Genomic DNA, 17,400 nt, shown 5'->3' with positions numbered 1-17,400 from the left:
CATGGACGGTCCGCTGCCGGAGTCGTTGCGCTACACGGACGGGCGGTACGTCTTCGAGCGAAGGCCGGGGCTGGACACGACCAAGGCGCCGCTGGCTGAGCGCCGTCGGTTCGCCGGCGCGCTCCATGCGTTGCACCGGCCATGGTTCACGATCCGGGTACCGCGCGGCGTGGGCGTACTGACCACCATCGGACGAAAGTCGGGGAGCCCACGCGTCACCTATGTCAAAGCGGTGCGCGATGGGAACAGGGCCTACTTGGCTGCGATTACCGGCCGGCACACCCTGTGGGTCAAGAACATTCAGGTCAACCCGTCGGTGAGCCTGCGGCTCACCGACGGGACGCACACCGGCGTGGCTCGGGCGATAGCGCCCGGGGATCCGGTGTACGAGGCGGCTCGCGAGCGATTCTGTGGTGTCGTACACCCCTTCGACTACCTCGAGAATGTGTTTCACCGCAAGGGGTTGCCATCGCGCCGCAAGATTGTCGAATTGCATCGCGCCTGGTTCGAGGGTGGGACACCACTGGTTGTCGAACTCGACACACGAGCGTGACGGCGCCAGGAAATCGCACCTGAAACCGCGTGACGGCGTCACACTCGTGGCATGGAGATCACCTCGGCCATCAGTGCCATCCTCGGGGCATTCGGGCTCTCGGGTGCTGCCGGGCTGAATGCCTGGCTGCCGCTGCTCGCGGTCGGCGCCGCCGACAGACTCGGGTGGATCGAACTCGGCCCGTCATACAGCTGGCTGTCCTCCACCCCGGCGCTCATCGTCCTCGCGGTGATCTTTGTGCTCGATCTCATAGGCGACAAGATTCCGGCCCTGGACTCGGTCCTGCATGCGGTCGGCACGTTCATCGCGCCGGCGTCGGGGGCCATTTTGTTCACCGCCGAGACAAGCCTTTCCTCACACCTGCCACCCGCAGTGGCCGCGATACTCGGGGCCATCACCGCCGGCAGCGTCCACGCCAGCCGGACAGTCGCACGCCCCTTCGTCACCGGCACCACTGCGGGAGTGGGGAACCCACTGGTCTCGACCGCCGAGGACGGCACCTCGCTGGTCCTGACCATCCTCGCCCTGGCACTGCCGATTCTCGCGTTTGTCGTGGTGCTGGTGCTCATGGTCGCGCTCGGCTGGTTGACCTTCCGGGCGATTCGATGGGCGCGCGGCAAGCGCAGAACCGGCACCGCCAGCCCGTAGGTAGCCCTTGCGATAACGGCTATCGCAGGACGAATGTGGCTGGGGCTCATAGAGTGATGGGGACGAGAGAATGAAGGTGACATGAATCTGGCCGTTCGGCACGTCTTTATCGCTTGCGCCGCACTACTCGTAGCGCGGCTGACCATGCTGGACCACGGTCTGGCGGCGGTGTGGGGAGTAGACCGGGGTGACGATGCCCTCGGCACGATTGAGTGGGCGACCGTCGCGGGTGACGTCGTGGCAGTGGTGACATTGCTTGTGTTCGCCCGGCTGGGCAATCACATTCGCCCGACGACCTTCCTGGCCGCGGGCCTGGTGATCCTTGGGCTGTCGACAGCCGGATCGTTGATACCGGGGTCGGCGACGCTACTTGCCTGGGTCATGCTGGTTTCGGCATTGGGTGCGGGTCTGACCATGGTGGCGTCCATGCTGATCGTCCTGCATTCGACCCCCAGAAAGGGCCGGGGTCTGTCTCTGGGCTTCTGGGTGGCGATGTACCCGGTGGCGATGCTGGCGGGCGAGGTCCTGGACATCAACTCACCGCAGAACTGGCGCCCGATCACCTACGGAATTCTTGCGGCAACCGTCGTGGTGCTGATCGTGGTGCTCACCCAGCCGCACCGTGAGTTCGTCGGTACCTTCGACACCTTCGACCTGGTCGGCGCCCTGCTGTGGCTGGTCGGGGTGTCCGCGCTGGCCTGGCTGCTGATCGACGAGGCGTCGCCGGTGCGCGCGGTAATTCTCGCGATCATCGCGTTGGCAGCCTTCGGTGCGCTCTTCGCGCAGACCCGCCGCCGCGGCTCGGCGGCCTTGATCGCGGCCGAGGTGCTCACCCGGCCGGTGGTGCTGGCAGCACTGCTGGCGATCACCGTGCTCACGTTCCTGGTGCGGTTCGCGGACTTCGACCACGCGGCGATGTGGTGGTCGCTCGATCGTGAGCAGGCGCCTTCGGATACGCCGGCGTTCGCACTCTTTGCCTCCGGACTGGTCTTGGCACCGGCTGCCGGATATCTCATCGATACGGGCAAGCGCACCCTCGTCGCTGCCCTGGGCGTGGCGCTGCTGGTGGCCGGAGTGGTGGCGATCGTGATCGAACTGCGGTCCGCGACCACCGAGGGAGGATTGGTGCTGGGCCTGCTGCTGTCGGGGGCCGGTATCGCGACGCTGGCCGTCTACCTCTTCTATGCGGTCTTCCACGGGGTCTCGCCGGTGCAACTGACCGTGGTCGGAGGCTTGGCCGTCACGGCATCCGCGCTGGGGGCTGTTCTCGGTGAGTTCGTTCGGCAGCGTGCGGAGATCGATCTGCTGACCGGATACGGCCTCACCCATCCAAGCGTCTTCGCCGATATCGTCGGTCTGATCGTCGTGCTCATCGCCCTGCTGGCCGGGGCGCTGCTCATCGTGGAGCGTCGGCGCCATGGCGTGGCGGATAGGGAGTCCGCGGACAAGTAGTCGGCAAGGCCTCGAGGACGGACTCGCGCGTGATCCAGGCGCAGCGCGTACTAAACGCGTAGTGGCTGGTTATCACAGTTAGCCAGTCGACGGACTCGTATGGACACAAACGCGATGCAGCTCCTGGGCATACGCTAAAGTGATCCGAACCACAGCCTGGCCGGGTTGGTGGTGAAGTGTGCGTGTTGCGGAAGGATCGCCTGGTGGGTGCAGAAGTCTCCGTTGAGGGTTTGACCAAGTCCTTTGGTTCACAACGAATCTGGGAGAACGTCACCTTGTCCCTGCCGCCGGGTGAGGTCAGCGTGCTGCTGGGGCCCTCCGGTACCGGTAAGTCGGTCTTCCTGAAGTCGCTGATCGGTCTGCTGCGCCCCGAGCAGGGCGCCATCTACATCGACGGCACCAACATCATGGAGTGCTCCTCCAAGGAGCTCTACGAGATCCGCAAGCTGTTCGGCGTGATGTTCCAGGACGGCGCGCTGTTCGGCTCGATGAACCTGTACGACAACACCGCCTTCCCCTTGCGTGAGCACACCAAGAAGAAGGAATCCGAGATCCGCGACATCGTCATGCAGAAGCTTGACGTCGTGGGTCTTACCGGCCACGAGACCAAGTTCCCCGGCGAGATCTCCGGCGGTATGCGTAAGCGTGCCGGCCTGGCCCGCTCGCTCGTGCTGGACCCGCAGATCATCCTCTGTGACGAGCCGGACTCCGGTCTGGACCCGGTGCGTACCGCCTACCTGAGCCAGCTGCTCATCGACATCAACGCGCAGATCGACGCCACGATCCTGATCGTGACGCACAACATCAACATCGCCCGTACGGTGCCGGACAACATGGGCATGCTGTACCGCCGTCAGCTCGTCATGTTCGGCCCCCGTGAGGTGCTGTTGACCAGCGATGAGCCGGTGATCAAGCAGTTCCTGAACGGCCGCCGTATCGGTCCGATCGGTATGTCCGAGGAAAAGGACGAAGCCACTATGGCCGAGGAGCAGGCGCACCTCGACGCCGGACACCATGACGGTGGTGTCGAGGAGATCGAAGGCGTGCCGCCTCAGATCCAGGCCACCCCGGGTATGCCCGAGCGGGCCGCGGTCGGGCGTCGCCAGGCCCGGGTGCGCGAGATCATGCACCAGCTGCCGCCCAATGCGCAGGCCGCGATCCAGGACAGCTTCGCCGGCACCCACCAGTTCCGTGTGCACGACTTCGGTGACGAGCCCACCGGTGTCACCACCGCCACGCTGGCGCCGCCGCATGCCGAGCCGTCCACCCAGGCCATCGACACGAGCGACGACGACGCTCCCACGGGTCAGATCCCGCCCGTACGCGGGTAGTAGCAACCCGGCGAATGGCCGGGTTGATCGAGTGAGTGCGCCGTTGAGCGGGGGAGACTGCGACGGCCACATCGTGGTGGTGCGAGGCAGGCCGCCCACGTGACACCGACGTCGTTGCCGAGGGCATACCGCATGCAGGTCATCGCGGTCATTTGCCTGCGCCCGGTATGCGCTCGGCGTTGCGGAGAAAGAAACGCCGAAAATACTGGCGCTATCTCTTGACGGGCGGCGTGCGACGAGTCACTCTGTTTGGCAGCACGGACGTATGCGAATGCAGTGAGGCCGCCAGCCAGCACTGATCCGCGTAATTGACCGTGCAGTTGAAGGCTGCGCGATAGTACGCTATTGTTAGACGTTGCGCTGGCTGCCTCCTGCCCACCTTCCCTCGCCACGACGGTGTTCATTCGTGTTGTGATCGATCGGGTGTGTGTTTGGTCGTTGCTTGCGCAAAACATCGCAGATGCGCGGCAACACTGGAGGACCGATCTTGGCAGTCTCTCGCCAGACTAAGACCGATAACGCAACTACTAACTCCGTACCTGGGGCGCCCAGCCGACTTTCCTTCGCCAAGCTGCGTGAACCGCTCGCGGTTCCCGGCCTGCTGGATGTGCAGACGGAGTCCTTTGAATGGCTGGTTGGCTCACCCCGCTGGCGTGAGGTTGCGACTGCTCGCGGTGAGGTGAACCCGACCGGCGGCCTTGAGGAGATCCTCACGGAGCTTTCGCCGATCGAGGACTTCTCGGGCTCGATGTCGCTGTCCTTCAGCGACCCGCGCTTCGACGAGGTCAAGGCACCCGTCGACGAGTGCAAAGACAAGGACATGACGTACGCGGCTCCGCTGTTCGTCACGGCCGAGTTCATCAACAACAACACCGGCGAGATCAAGAGCCAGACGGTCTTCATGGGTGACTTCCCGATGATGACCGACATGGGCACCTTCATCATCAACGGCACCGAGCGCGTGGTCGTGTCGCAGCTCGTCCGTTCGCCCGGCGTCTACTTCGACGAGAACATCGACAAGTCGACCGAGAAGACCCTGCACAGCGTCAAGGTCATCCCCGGCCGTGGTGCATGGCTCGAGTTCGATGTCGACAAGCGCGACACCGTGGGTGTGCGCATCGATCGCAAGCGTCGTCAGCCCGTCACCGTGCTGCTGAAGGCACTCGGCTGGACCAACGAGCAGATCGTCGAGCGTTTCGGGTTCTCCGAGATCATGATGGGGACCCTGGAGAAGGACAACATCGCCGGTCCCGACGAGGCCCTGCTGGACATCTACCGCAAGCTGCGTCCGGGCGAGCCGCCGACCAAGGAGTCCGCGCAGGCCCTGCTGGAGAACCTGTTCTTCAAGGAGAAGCGTTACGACCTGGCCCGCGTGGGCCGGTACAAGGTGAACAAGAAGCTGGGTCTTGGCGGTGCCAACCCGGCTCTGGTGACTGCCACCACGCTCACCGAGGAAGACGTCGTCGCCACCATCGAGTACCTGGTGCGTCTGCACGAGGGCCAGACCACGATGACCGCCCCCGGCGGCCTCGAGGTCCCGGTCGAGGTCGACGACATCGACCACTTCGGTAACCGTCGTCTGCGTACCGTGGGCGAGCTGATCCAGAACCAGATCCGGGTCGGCCTGTCGCGTATGGAGCGCGTGGTGCGTGAGCGCATGACCACTCAGGACGTCGAGGCGATCACCCCGCAGACCCTGATCAACATCCGTCCCGTCGTGGCGGCGATCAAGGAGTTCTTCGGAACCAGCCAGCTGTCGCAGTTCATGGACCAGAACAACCCGCTGTCGGGTCTGACCCACAAGCGTCGTCTTTCGGCGCTGGGCCCCGGTGGTCTGACCCGTGACCGCGCCGGCCTTGAGGTCCGCGACGTGCACCCCTCGCACTACGGCCGCATGTGCCCGATCGAGACCCCGGAAGGCCCGAACATCGGCCTGATCGGTTCGCTGTCGGTGTACGCGCGGGTCAACCCGTTCGGCTTCATCGAGACGCCGTACCGCAAGGTGTCCGAGGGTGTCGTCACCGACGACATCCACTACCTGACCGCCGACGAAGAGGACCGCCACGTCGTGGCACAGGCCAACTCGCCCGTGGACGCCGACGGCCGCTTCACCGAGGACAAAATCCTGGTCCGCCGTAAGGGTGGCGAGGTCGAGTTCGTCTCGGCGACCGAGGTGGACTACATGGACGTCTCGCCGCGCCAGATGGTGTCGGTCGCGACCGCCATGATCCCGTTCCTCGAGCACGACGACGCCAACCGTGCCCTCATGGGTGCCAACATGCAGCGCCAGGCGGTTCCGCTGGTGCGCAGCGAGGCCCCGCTGGTCGGTACCGGTATGGAGCTGCGTGCCGCCATCGACGCCGGCGACGTCGTCGTCGCGGAGAAGGCCGGTGTCATCGAAGAGGTGTCCGCCGACTACGTCACCGTGATGGCCGACGACGGCACCCGCCAGAGCTACCGGTTGCGCAAGTTCGCCCGTTCCAACCACGGCACCTGCGCCAACCAGAAGCCCATCGTGGACGAAGGCCAGCGGGTCGAGGTCGGTCAGGTCATCGCCGACGGTCCTTGCACCGAGAACGGCGAAATGGCCCTCGGTAAGAACCTGCTCGTGGCGGTCATGCCGTGGGAAGGCCACAACTACGAGGACGCCATCATCCTGTCCAACCGTCTGGTGGAAGAGGATGTGCTCACCTCGATTCACATCGAAGAGCACGAAATCGATGCGCGCGACACCAAGCTGGGCGCTGAGGAGATCACCCGGGACATCCCGAACGTCTCCGATGAGGTGCTGGCAGATCTCGACGAGCGCGGCATCGTCCGCATCGGCGCCGAGGTCCGCGACGGCGACATCCTCGTCGGCAAGGTCACCCCGAAGGGTGAGACCGAGCTGACCCCCGAGGAGCGCCTGCTGCGTGCCATCTTCGGTGAGAAGGCCCGCGAGGTTCGCGACACCTCCCTGAAGGTGCCGCACGGTGAGTCCGGCAAGGTCATCGGCATCCGCGTCTTCTCGCGTGATGACGACGACGACCTGCCCGCCGGCGTGAACGAGCTCGTTCGCGTGTACGTCGCGCAGAAGCGCAAGATCTCCGACGGTGACAAGCTGGCCGGACGCCACGGCAACAAGGGCGTCATCGGCAAGATCCTGCCCGTCGAGGACATGCCGTTCCTGCCCGATGGCACCCCGGTGGACATCATCCTGAACACCCACGGTGTGCCGCGCCGTATGAACATCGGCCAGATTCTGGAGACCCACCTGGGGTGGGTGGCCAAGACCGGCTGGAACATCGAGGGCAACCCCGAGTGGGCGCAGAACCTCCCCGAGGATCTGCAGTCGGCCCCGGCCGACACCCGCACGGCCACCCCGGTGTTCGACGGCGCCCGCGAGGAGGAGCTGACCGGACTGCTGTCCTCGACGCTGCCCAACCGGGACGGCGAGGTCATGGTGGACGGTGACGGCAAGGCACGGCTGTTCGACGGCCGTAGCGGTGAGCCGTTCCCGTACCCGGTGACAGTCGGCTACATGTACATCCTGAAGCTGCACCACTTGGTCGACGACAAGATTCACGCGCGTTCGACCGGGCCGTACTCGATGATCACCCAGCAGCCGCTCGGTGGTAAGGCGCAGTTCGGTGGTCAGCGATTCGGTGAGATGGAGTGCTGGGCCATGCAGGCCTACGGTGCGGCATACACGCTGCAGGAGCTGTTGACCATCAAGTCCGACGACACCGTCGGTCGCGTGAAGGTCTACGAGGCGATCGTCAAGGGCGAGAACATCCCCGAGCCGGGTATCCCGGAGTCGTTCAAGGTTCTGCTCAAGGAACTCCAGTCGCTGTGCCTGAACGTGGAGGTGCTGTCCAAGGACGGCGCCGCCATCGAAATGCGCGACGGCGACGACGAGGACCTGGAGCGCGCTGCCGCGAACCTGGGAATCAACTTGTCCCGCAACGAATCTGCGTCCATTGAGGACTTCGCCTAACCGATTTCTATCCCGCAAGGGGAAAGGGAGTTTACGTGCTGGACGTCAACTTCTTCGATGAACTCCGTATCGGCCTCGCGTCGGCGGATGACATCCGTAACTGGTCCTTCGGCGAAGTCAAGAAGCCGGAGACCATCAACTACCGCACGCTCAAGCCCGAGAAGGACGGCCTGTTCTGCGAGAAGATCTTCGGACCTACTCGCGACTGGGAGTGCTACTGCGGCAAGTACAAGCGCGTGCGCTTCAAGGGCATCATCTGTGAGCGCTGTGGCGTCGAGGTGACTCGCGCCAAGGTGCGCCGTGAGCGGATGGGCCACATCGAGCTGGCCGCCCCGGTCACGCACATCTGGTACTTCAAGGGTGTTCCGTCGCGTCTCGGATACCTGCTCGACCTGGCGCCGAAGGATCTGGAAAAGATCATCTACTTCGCCGCTTACGTCATCACCGCCGTCGACGACGAGCTGCGTCACAACGAGCTCTCGACGCTTGAGGCCGAGATGGAGGTCGAGAAGAAGGCTGTCGCCGATCAGCGCGACGCCGACCTGGAGGCCCGCGCCCAGAAGCTCGAGGCCGACCTGGCCGAGCTCGAGGCCGAGGGTGCCAAGTCCGATGTGCGCCGCAAGGTGCGTGACGGTGGCGAGCGCGAGATGCGTCAGCTGCGCGATCGGTCCCAGCGTGAGCTGGACCGGCTCGACGAGATCTGGACCACCTTCACCAAGCTGGCTCCCAAGCAGCTGATCGTGGACGAGGTGCTCTACCGCGAGCTGGTGGACCGTTACGGCGAGTACTTCACCGGTGCCATGGGTGCCGAGGCCGTGCAGAAGCTCATTCAGACCTTCGATCTCGATGCCGAGGCCGAGAACCTGCGCGAGACCATCCGCAGTGGCAAGGGGCAGAAGAAGCTTCGTGCCCTCAAGCGCCTGAAGGTGGTGGCTGCGTTCCAGAACTCCACCAACAGCCCCGGTGGCATGGTGCTCGACGCGGTACCGGTGATCCCGCCGGAGCTGCGTCCGATGGTTCAGCTCGACGGTGGCCGTTTCGCGACCTCTGACCTGAACGACCTGTACCGCCGCGTGATCAACCGCAACAACCGCCTCAAGCGACTGATCGATCTGGGTGCGCCCGAGATCATCGTCAACAACGAGAAGCGGATGCTGCAGGAGTCCGTGGATGCGCTGTTCGACAACGGCCGTCGTGGACGTCCGGTCACCGGACCGGGTAACCGTCCGCTGAAGTCGCTGTCGGATCTGCTCAAGGGTAAGCAGGGTCGGTTCCGCCAGAACCTGCTCGGTAAGCGCGTTGACTACTCGGGCCGTTCGGTCATCGTGGTCGGCCCGCAGCTCAAGCTGCACCAGTGCGGTCTGCCCAAGCTGATGGCTCTGGAGCTGTTCAAGCCGTTCGTGATGAAGCGTCTGGTCGACCTGAACCACGCGCAGAACATCAAGAGCGCCAAGCGCATGGTGGAGCGTCAGCGCGCTCAGGTGTGGGATGTCCTCGAAGAGGTCATCGCCGAGCACCCGGTGCTGCTGAACCGTGCACCAACGCTGCACCGCCTGGGTATCCAGGCCTTCGAGCCGCAGCTGGTGGAAGGCAAGGCAATTCAGCTGCACCCGCTGGTGTGTGAGGCGTTCAACGCCGACTTCGACGGTGACCAGATGGCCGTGCACCTGCCGCTGTCGGCGGAGGCGCAGGCCGAGGCTCGCATCCTGATGCTGTCCTCGAACAACATCCTGTCGCCCGCGTCGGGCCGCCCGCTGGCCATGCCGCGTCTGGACATGGTGACCGGTCTGTACTTCCTGACCACCGAGGTCCCCGGCGATACCGGTGCGCATGCCCCGGCCGCCAAGGACCAGCCGGAGACCGGTGTTTACAGCTCGCCCGCCGAGGCCATCATGGCCCTGGATCGTGGCGCGCTGAGCGTGCGTGCACCGATCCGGGTGCGGCTGACGCAGCAGCGTCCGCCGGCCGAGGTTGAGGCCGAGCTGTTCGAAAACGGTTGGCAGCCAGGCGATGCCTGGGTCGCCGAGACCACGCTGGGCCGCGTGCTGTTCAACGAACTGCTGCCCCACGGGTACCCGTTCGTGAACAAGCAGATGCACAAGAAGGTGCAGTCGGCGATCATCAACGACCTCGCCGAGCGGTTCCCGATGATCGTGGTTGCGCAGACCGTCGACAAGCTGAAGGACGCCGGTTTCCACTGGGCCACGCGTTCGGGTGTCACGGTCTCGATGGCCGACGTGCTGGTGCCGCCGCAGAAGGCGGAGATCCTGGACCGCTACGAGAAGGAAGCGGAGCGGATCGAAAAGCAGTACCAGCGTGGTGCTTTGAACAACCAGGAGCGTCGCGACGCGCTGGTCAAGATCTGGCAGGAAGCCACCGACGAGGTCGGTAAGGCGCTGGAGGAGCACTACCCGGCTGACAACCCGATCACCTTGCTGCCCAAGTCCGGCGCGACCGGCAACATGACCCAGGTGCGCAACCTGGCGGGCATGAAGGGTCTGGTGACTAACCCGAAGGGTGAGTACATCCCACGGCCGATCAAGTCCTCGTTCCGTGAGGGCCTGACCGTTCTGGAGTACTTCATCAACACGCACGGCGCCCGTAAGGGTCTGGCGGACACCGCGCTTCGCACCGCTGACTCGGGTTACCTGACCCGTCGTCTGGTGGACGTCTCGCAGGACGTCATCGTCCGCGAGCACGACTGCGGTACCGAGCGTGGCATCAACGTGACCATCGCCGAGAAGCAGGACGACGGCACGCTGATCCGCGACGCGCACATCGAAACCTCTGCGTACGCACGGACTCTCGCCGCTGACGCGGTGGATGCCGATGGCAACGTGCTGGTGGAGCGTGGACACGACCTGGGTGACCCGGCGATCGAGAAGCTTCTCGCCGCGGGCGTCACCACGGTCAAGGTGCGGTCGGTGCTCACCTGCACCACCGGTACCGGGGTCTGCGCGATGTGCTACGGCCGCTCGATGGCAACCGGCAAGCTCGTCGACATCGGTGAGGCGGCGGGCATCGTGGCCGCACAGTCCATCGGTGAGCCCGGTACCCAGCTGACCATGCGTACCTTCCACCAGGGTGGCGTCGGTGACGACATCACCGGTGGTCTGCCGCGTGTCACCGAGCTGTTCGAGGCGCGAGTTCCCAAGGGCAAGGCGCCAATTGCCGATGTCACCGGACGGGTTCGCCTGGAAGAGGGCGAGCGCTTCTACAAGATCACCATCATCCCGGATGACGGTGGCGAGGAAGTTGTCTACGACAAGCTCTCCAAGCGTCAGCGCCTGCGCGTCTTCAAGCACGAGGACGGTTCGGAGCGTCCGCTGGCCGATGGCGACCACGTCGAGGTCGGACAGCAGCTCATGGAGGGTGCGGCCGATCCGCACGAGGTGCTCCGTGTCATGGGCCCGCGTCAGGTGCAGGTGCACCTGGTCAACGAGGTCCAGGAGGTGTACCGCAGCCAGGGTGTGTCGATCCACGACAAGCACATCGAGGTCATCGTGCGCCAGATGCTGCGTCGCGTGACGATCATCGACTCGGGCGCAACGGAATTCCTGCCCGGCTCGCTCACCGAGCGTGGCGAGTTCGAGACCGCGAACCGTCGCGTGGTGGCCGAGGGCAACGAGCCCGCGGCCGGCCGTCCGGTGCTGATGGGCATCACCAAGGCATCGCTGGCCACCGACTCGTGGCTGTCGGCGGCGTCCTTCCAGGAGACCACTCGCGTGCTGACCGATGCGGCCATCAACTGCCGCAGCGACAGACTGAATGGTCTGAAGGAGAACGTCATCATCGGTAAGTTGATCCCGGCTGGTACCGGTATCAACCGTTACCGCAACATCTCGGTGCAACCGACCGAAGAGGCGCGGGCCGCCGCGTACACGATCCCGTCGTACGAGGATCAGTACTACAGCCCCGACTTCGGTTCCAACACCGGTGCTGCGGTGCCGCTGGACGACTACGGATACAGCGACTACCGCTAGATCGCAAGCAGGAGAAAGGCCCCCGGGTTACACCCCGGGGGCCTTTCCCTTTCGCCTTGCGGCGATCCACGCGCGCCGCAAGGCACTCCCGGCAACGACAACGAGAACCACGGGTGCGATGAACGTGGTGATACCCATCAGGGCAGCCACCATGGTTGCGGTGCCGTAGACGATCCACCAGCGACAAACGTCCAGACGGAGCTGTCCGGCGATAATCATGAACGGAAGTACCGCGGCGAATATCGGCAATGCCACGCGTCCAATGAACTGTGGGTTGAGCATGCCAGAAGCCTATGTACGTAAGAGAAGTCGGCTCAGCGCATAAATACCTAGCCAGGCCACGCAATTCCACGCGAGTTGTGGACGGTGTGTCCGGGTTTCCCGTGCAATAAGTGTCTGCTCACGCAATGATGTTCCGATGACCGTTGCCAATTCCGAATCCGAGACGCCCGACGCCGGTTACTCACGTGGCCTATCCGCACGCACGGTGCAGATGATCGCAATCGGCGGTGCGATCGGCACCGGCCTGTTCTACGGCGCCGGCGGTGCCATCGAGAAGGCCGGTCCGGCGCTCATCTTGGCGTACCTGGTGGCAGGTCTGGCCATCTTCGTGATCATGCGGGCACTCGGTGAACTGCTGGTCTATCGGCCGGTGTCGGGCAGCATCTCCGAGTACGCCGAAGAGTTCATGGGGCGTTTCGCCGGATTCGCCAACGGTTGGACGTACTGGGCGGTGTGGGCCACCACCTGTATGGCGGAGATTACCGTCGCCGGGGTCTACATCCAGCGGTGGTGGCCCGGTATTCCGCAGTGGGTCACCGCCCTGGCTGTTCTGCTGATCCTGTTCGCGGCCAACCTGATATCGGTGAAGATCTTCGGCGAGGCCGAGTTCTGGTTCTCGATGATCAAGGTGACGGCGATCGTCGGCATGATCATCATCGGCATCGGTGTGCTGCTTCCCATCGCGGGCCTCGGGCCGGAGTCGGGCCCCGCAGTCGCCAATCTGTGGAACGACGGCGGGTTCTTCCCGACCGGATTCAGCCAGGCGCTGCTGAGCTTGCAGATCGTTGTGTTCGCCTATGTCGGTGTTGAGCTCGTGGGTGTGACGGCGGGGGAGGCCGAGAACCCGAAAGTCACCCTGCGCAAGGCGATTAACACCCTGCCATTCCGCATCGGGCTCTTCTACGTGGGTGCGCTGATCGTCATCCTGTCGATTCAGGGCTGGCGGAACTACCACAAGGGCGAGAGCCCCTTCGTCGCGGTGTTCGAGTACCTGAACATTCCGCAGGCGGCGAACATCGTGAACTTCATCTTGCTGACGGCCGCCCTGTCCTCCTGCAACTCGGGCATCTACTCCACGGGCCGGATGGTGCGCAGCCTGGCGCAACGTGGCGATGCCCCGGTGGGTCTGCAGTCGCTGAGTTCGCGGCACGTCCCGATGTTGGCCATCTGCTTCTCCGCGCTGGCCATGGGCATTGGCGTGTTCGTGAACTGGCTCTCACCGGACAAGGCGTTCGCCTACATCACGTCGGTATCGACCATCGGCATCATTTTCGTGTGGGGCTCGATCCTGGTGTCCCACTTGATTTACCGGAAGCGGGTCGCGGCCGGCGAGCTGCCTGCTTCGGATTACCGGCTGCCGGGGGCGCCGGTGACGAACATCTTGGCGCTGGCCTTCCTTGCGCTGGTCGTGGTGCTGCTGTTCTTCACGGAGGATGGCCGTACCGCGATCCTGGTGGGCCTGGTGTGGTTCGCGATCGTGGTGCTCGGGTACTTCGTGCATCACGGTGAGCCGGCCCAGCGTGAGAAACAAGACGCCTAAGCACGGTCGGTATCGAGTCTGACCTCGACGCGCACGGTGTCCCCGGGCCCCTTGCCCAGCTGTTTCTGAATGTCCTTGCGCACCCCGAGTAGGTGCCTGCCGCCATACGGTGCCAGCGAGCCCGTGTAGGTCACCGAGCCGTCGAACACGGCGTGCACCGGCACCCTGGCCTTGACTCCGAAGGTGTCGACAGCGGAGAACGGGAACACGACGTAGGCGCCGGGGCCCTCGGGCTGCTCGATCGTCGCCTCGAAGGTGATGGTGCCGGGGTCGCGGTAGTGCACCATGGCGCTTACGAACCGATGAGGTCGTCGATCTGGTTGATCGCCGACGACGCACCTTCGATGACGCCCATGTCCAGTACCTGTTGCAGTGCCTCGGCAGTCTCAAACGTGCTGACGTAGGTCGCCAGGGTGCGGCCGTCCTTTTCGGCGAAGGTGTAGAGGTTCGTCGAGACCGGCATGTTGTCAACCGGATTCAGATCTTCGTCGGAGAAGCCATCCCTGAACGCGAAGCTGTTCGGTTCATCGATGGTCGTGAGCTCCCACCAGCCCGCATACCGTGCGCCATCCGGTCCGGTCATGTAGTAATTCACCCGGCCGCCGGGCGTGAAGTCATGGTCGACGAACGTGGCCGGATAGCTTGGTGGACCCCATACCTTTTCGAGTTGACGCGGGTCGGCATAGATCTGCCAGATCCGGCTGATCGGCGCTTCGAACTCCGCGTCGATGGTGATGGTCAGGGTATCGATATCGTGAGTGACGTTGGTGACGGGCATGATTCAGTCCTTACCTGGTGTATCGAGCGTCGATGATGGGTATGCGATGAGTTCGTCGATGCGGGCGATCCTGCCGCGCCAGAACTGCTCAAGCTCGGTGAGCATGGCGCCAACCGAGCGAACCGCTTCTACGTCGCCGCTGGCCAGCTGTTCGCGGCCGTTGCGTCTTTTTGTCAGCAGCCCGGACTTCTCCAGCACGGCGACGTGCTTTTGCACTGCGGCGAAACTCATGTCGTAGTTCGCCGCAAGCGTCGAGACCGAGTGCTCGCCGGCCAACACGCGCCGCAGGATGTCGCGTCGGGTGCGGTCGGAGAGTGCATGGAACATGGCGTCAGCCCTGTCCTCATCCGAGTCGGTCACAATTCCAATCTACAACCATTTGGTTGTATGTCAAGAGTGTGATGTCGGCGGGGGTGCGACAGGTGTCACGAGAACGGTCGAATTACGTCGTATCGACTGGTGGCCACGGTGTCGATGTTGGTATGGGCTCCAAAGGCTTTGACGCTCTCGAGCATGGCCATCGCGCGTTGGCTCAGCTGCTGTTGATCCGCGGCGCCGTACCAGGCCAGTGGGTCGGTGAGGGCCGTCGCGGGGAACTGCTCGAAGACGATGGCTGAGGTCGCGGGTGCGTCGGCCGTGACGGCGCGTACGACCAGGTTCTGTTCATAGCCGATGGTCGATTGCAGCTCGAGCGCGTTGTGGGTATGCACGCCCTGCCACTGCTGACGCCAGGTGTCGAAGGGCATGTCGGCGGGCCTGCGCAGCAGTGCGATGTTGGTGAAACCCGTTGACCGCGATCCCGGTTCGGGCTCGGGGGCTGGTAGCGGCACCGACTCCGTCACCAGATATCCGTGTGCATTGGCCGATGCTGCGGCGAGGATTGCCTCGATCTCGCGTATCGCCGGACCATATGACTGCTGAACCCACACGCTGACGGTGGCGGCGAAGGGCGGGTCCAGGGCTACCAGACGCAGGCTCGCGGCACGCACTGCGGCGTCATGCACGCATATGGTCAGGCCATGCGGGCCCGTGGCCCGGATCTTGTCCACAACGTTCGTGCGTAGCTGCTCAGACCACTCATCGGTGGCGGCGTCGGGCGGTTGGCGCAGCACGAAGACGACCTTCTCCACGCTTTTCTTTCTAGCGCACGAGAGGCGCACGGAATGGCATGTGAACAGATCTTGTGCGGTTGTCGTAGAAATGTAACACTGGACGCATGGCCGATACGCATGTCGTCACCAATCAGGTCCCCGCCCTGCGCGACTGCAACGCCGCGACCAGTCCCGTGCTGATGGAAGCCCTCATTCGCGAAGGTGGTCAGTGGGGTGTCGACGAGGTTGTCGAGGTCGGTGCGCTCAACGGCACCGACCGCATGCAGCGCGCCGGCGAGTTGGCGAACCGGAACCGTCCGGTGCTGCACACCCACGACCGTTGGGGTCATCGCGTCGACGACATCGAGTTTGACCCGGCCTATCACGAGCTCATGCGGGAAGCAGTCGCTCATGGACTACATGGGGCACCGTGGGCAGACGACCGGCCGGGCGCTCACGTCGTGCGTGCCGCGAAGACCGGCGTATGGACTGCCGATCCAGGCCACATGTGTCCCATCTCGATGACCTACGCAGTGATACCGGCTCTGCGTGCCAATCCCGAGCTGGCGGCCATCTACGAGCCGCTGCTGTCCAGTCGTGTCTACGACCCGGTGCTTTCGGTACCCGCCACCAAGGCAGGGCTGACCGCGGGTATGTCCATGACCGAGAAGCAGGGCGGCTCGGATGTGCGCGCAGGCACCACCACGGCCACGCCGAACGCCGACGGCAGCTATACGTTGGTGGGGCACAAGTGGTTCACCTCGGCGCCGATGTGCGATGTGTTCCTGGTGCTCGCCCAGGCGCCCGGCGGCCTGTCATGTTTCTTCCTGCCGCGGATACTGCCGGATGGCACCCGTAACCGGATGCGGTTGCAGCGCTTGAAGGACAAGCTCGGCAACCATTCCAACGCATCCTCGGAGGTCGAGTACGACGACGCCACGGCATGGCTCGTCGGTGAGGAAGGCAAGGGCGTCAAGACCATCATCGAGATGGTGAACATGACGCGGCTGGACTGCACCCTGGGATCGGCCACCAGCATGCGCGCCGGTGTGGCGCTGGCCATGCACCATGCTCAGCATCGCAAGGCCTTCGGTGATTACCTCATCGATCAGCCACTCATGCGCAACGTGCTCGCGGACCTCGCCATCGAAGCGGAGGCCGCCACCATGGTCGCGATGCGGATGGCGGGTGCCACGGACCGCGCCACCCGCGGTGACGAGACCGAGTCCCTGTTACGCCGTATCGGCTTGGCCGCCAGCAAGTATTGGGTGTGTAAGCGGGCGACCCCACATGCCGGTGAGGCGATGGAATGTCTGGGTGGCAATGGGTATGTCGAGGATTCAGGACTGCCGCGTCTTTATCGTGAAGCACCGCTGATGGGAATCTGGGAAGGTTCGGGGAACGTCAGCGCCCTGGACACGTTGCGCGCCATGGCCACCAAGCCCGAGTGCATCGAGGTGCTGTTCAAGGAGCTTGCGCTCGCTCAGGGGCAGGACGAACGGCTGGACCGCCATATCAACGGATTGCATTCGCAGCTCGGTGATCTGGATTCGGTCACCTACCGTGCCCGCAAGGTCGCCGAGGACATCTGCCTCGCGCTGCAGGGGGCGCTGCTGGTCCGTCATGGTCATCCGGCGGTCGCACAGGCATTCCTGGCGACCCGGCTTGCCGGTGACTGGGGTGGTGCGTTCGGCACGCTCCCCACCGGACTGGACCTTTCGCCCATCCTGGAGCGGGCGACCGTCAAGTCGGGTAGCTAGCCGGTG

Annotated in this window: 13 protein-coding genes; 8 read left to right on the top strand and 5 right to left on the bottom strand. The window is 64.3% G+C overall.

The features are described from left to right. The first annotated feature begins 1 nt into the window (after position 1). From RHO23_RS15855 to RHO23_RS15830, 6 genes are all read left to right on the top strand, one after another. A complete protein-coding gene (locus tag RHO23_RS15855) occupies positions 2 to 553 on the top strand; it encodes a nitroreductase family deazaflavin-dependent oxidoreductase (RefSeq protein ID WP_081346030.1) in 552 nt (183 codons plus the stop codon). A gap of 51 nt (positions 554 to 604) precedes the next feature. Further along, entirely contained in the window at positions 605 to 1,201 is a 597-nt protein-coding gene (locus RHO23_RS15850; RefSeq protein ID WP_070922966.1) for a DUF4126 domain-containing protein, read from the top strand. An 81-nt stretch (positions 1,202 to 1,282) separates the two neighbouring features. Beyond that, the gene (locus tag RHO23_RS15845; protein ID WP_064409523.1) at positions 1,283 to 2,653 is read left to right on the top strand and encodes an MFS transporter; all 1,371 of its coding nucleotides are present in this window, start codon (positions 1,283 to 1,285) and stop codon (positions 2,651 to 2,653) included. Positions 2,654 to 2,856: 203 nt separating this feature from the next. Next, on the top strand, positions 2,857 to 3,984 hold the full coding sequence (locus RHO23_RS15840) for an ABC transporter ATP-binding protein (RefSeq protein ID WP_057967513.1): 1,128 nt from the start codon (positions 2,857 to 2,859) through the stop codon (positions 3,982 to 3,984). Positions 3,985 to 4,444: 460 nt separating this feature from the next. After that, positions 4,445 to 7,960, top strand: coding sequence for a DNA-directed RNA polymerase subunit beta (locus RHO23_RS15835; protein ID WP_101312781.1), 3,516 nt, complete (start codon positions 4,445 to 4,447; stop codon positions 7,958 to 7,960). Positions 7,961 to 7,995: 35 nt separating this feature from the next. Beyond that, complete coding sequence (locus RHO23_RS15830) at positions 7,996 to 11,943, top strand: DNA-directed RNA polymerase subunit beta' (RefSeq protein WP_030096649.1); 3,948 nt, start codon at positions 7,996 to 7,998, stop codon at positions 11,941 to 11,943. A 27-nt stretch (positions 11,944 to 11,970) separates the two neighbouring features. Here the strand turns inward: RHO23_RS15830 and RHO23_RS15825 are convergent, their stop codons facing one another. Then, complete coding sequence (locus tag RHO23_RS15825; protein WP_423488049.1) at positions 11,971 to 12,225, bottom strand: hypothetical protein; 255 nt, start codon at positions 12,223 to 12,225, stop codon at positions 11,971 to 11,973. Positions 12,226 to 12,361: 136 nt separating this feature from the next. Here RHO23_RS15825 and RHO23_RS15820 point away from each other — a divergent pair, with 136 nt between their 5' ends. Then, positions 12,362 to 13,765 carry an amino acid permease gene (locus RHO23_RS15820; RefSeq protein WP_030096651.1) on the top strand — a complete coding sequence of 468 codons (1,404 nt, stop codon included), beginning with the start codon at positions 12,362 to 12,364 and terminating at the stop codon, positions 13,763 to 13,765. Here RHO23_RS15820 and RHO23_RS15815 read toward each other — a convergent pair. The 4 genes from RHO23_RS15815 to RHO23_RS15800 all read right to left on the bottom strand — a co-directional run bounded on the left by RHO23_RS15815 (position 13,762) and on the right by RHO23_RS15800 (position 15,673). Continuing rightward, the gene (locus tag RHO23_RS15815; protein WP_070920872.1) at positions 13,762 to 14,052 is read right to left on the bottom strand and encodes a DUF1905 domain-containing protein; all 291 of its coding nucleotides are present in this window, start codon (positions 14,050 to 14,052) and stop codon (positions 13,762 to 13,764) included. The two genes, RHO23_RS15820 and RHO23_RS15815, sit on opposite strands and share 4 nt — an antisense overlap. A 5-nt stretch (positions 14,053 to 14,057) precedes the next feature. Further along, positions 14,058 to 14,543 (bottom strand): SRPBCC family protein, encoded by a 486-nt coding sequence (locus tag RHO23_RS15810; protein ID WP_030096653.1) that lies wholly within the window; start codon positions 14,541 to 14,543, stop codon positions 14,058 to 14,060. A gap of 3 nt (positions 14,544 to 14,546) precedes the next feature. Continuing rightward, complete coding sequence (locus RHO23_RS15805) at positions 14,547 to 14,903, bottom strand: ArsR/SmtB family transcription factor (RefSeq protein WP_064409520.1); 357 nt, start codon at positions 14,901 to 14,903, stop codon at positions 14,547 to 14,549. Positions 14,904 to 14,968: 65 nt separating this feature from the next. Continuing rightward, a complete protein-coding gene (locus tag RHO23_RS15800; protein WP_423488048.1) occupies positions 14,969 to 15,673 on the bottom strand; it encodes a hypothetical protein in 705 nt (234 codons plus the stop codon). 86 nt (positions 15,674 to 15,759) lie between these two features. Here RHO23_RS15800 and RHO23_RS15795 point away from each other — a divergent pair, with 86 nt between their 5' ends. Further along, complete coding sequence (locus tag RHO23_RS15795; protein WP_423488047.1) at positions 15,760 to 17,394, top strand: acyl-CoA dehydrogenase family protein; 1,635 nt, start codon at positions 15,760 to 15,762, stop codon at positions 17,392 to 17,394. Positions 17,395 to 17,400: the final 6 nt, after the last annotated feature.

Origin of the sequence: Mycobacteroides sp. PCS013 (genome assembly GCF_049532645.1) — a bacterium.
Taxonomy (GTDB): Bacteria; Actinomycetota; Actinomycetes; order Mycobacteriales; family Mycobacteriaceae; genus Mycobacterium; species Mycobacterium gwanakae.
Note: the sequence above shows the minus strand (reverse complement) of the source record. Positions and strands in the feature narration are given on the sequence as shown.

Bases quoted from the DNA above. Each gene is read 5' to 3' on its own strand.
- RHO23_RS15815 (WP_070920872.1), bottom strand. From the start codon at position 14,052: ATGGTGCACTACCGCGACCCCGGCACCATCACCTTCGAGGCGACGATC.
- RHO23_RS15835 (WP_101312781.1), top strand. From the start codon at position 4,445: ATGCGCGGCAACACTGGAGGACCGATCTTGGCAGTCTCTCGCCAGACT.
- RHO23_RS15795 (WP_423488047.1), top strand. From the start codon at position 15,760: ATGGCCGATACGCATGTCGTCACCAATCAGGTCCCCGCCCTGCGCGAC.
- RHO23_RS15845 (WP_064409523.1), top strand. From the start codon at position 1,283: ATGAATCTGGCCGTTCGGCACGTCTTTATCGCTTGCGCCGCACTACTC.
- RHO23_RS15825 (WP_423488049.1), bottom strand. From the start codon at position 12,225: ATGCTCAACCCACAGTTCATTGGACGCGTGGCATTGCCGATATTCGCC.
- RHO23_RS15855 (WP_081346030.1), top strand. From the start codon at position 2: ATGGACGGTCCGCTGCCGGAGTCGTTGCGCTACACGGACGGGCGGTAC.
- RHO23_RS15810 (WP_030096653.1), bottom strand. From the start codon at position 14,543: ATGCCCGTCACCAACGTCACTCACGATATCGATACCCTGACCATCACC.
- RHO23_RS15820 (WP_030096651.1), top strand. From the start codon at position 12,362: ATGACCGTTGCCAATTCCGAATCCGAGACGCCCGACGCCGGTTACTCA.
- RHO23_RS15850 (WP_070922966.1), top strand. From the start codon at position 605: ATGGAGATCACCTCGGCCATCAGTGCCATCCTCGGGGCATTCGGGCTC.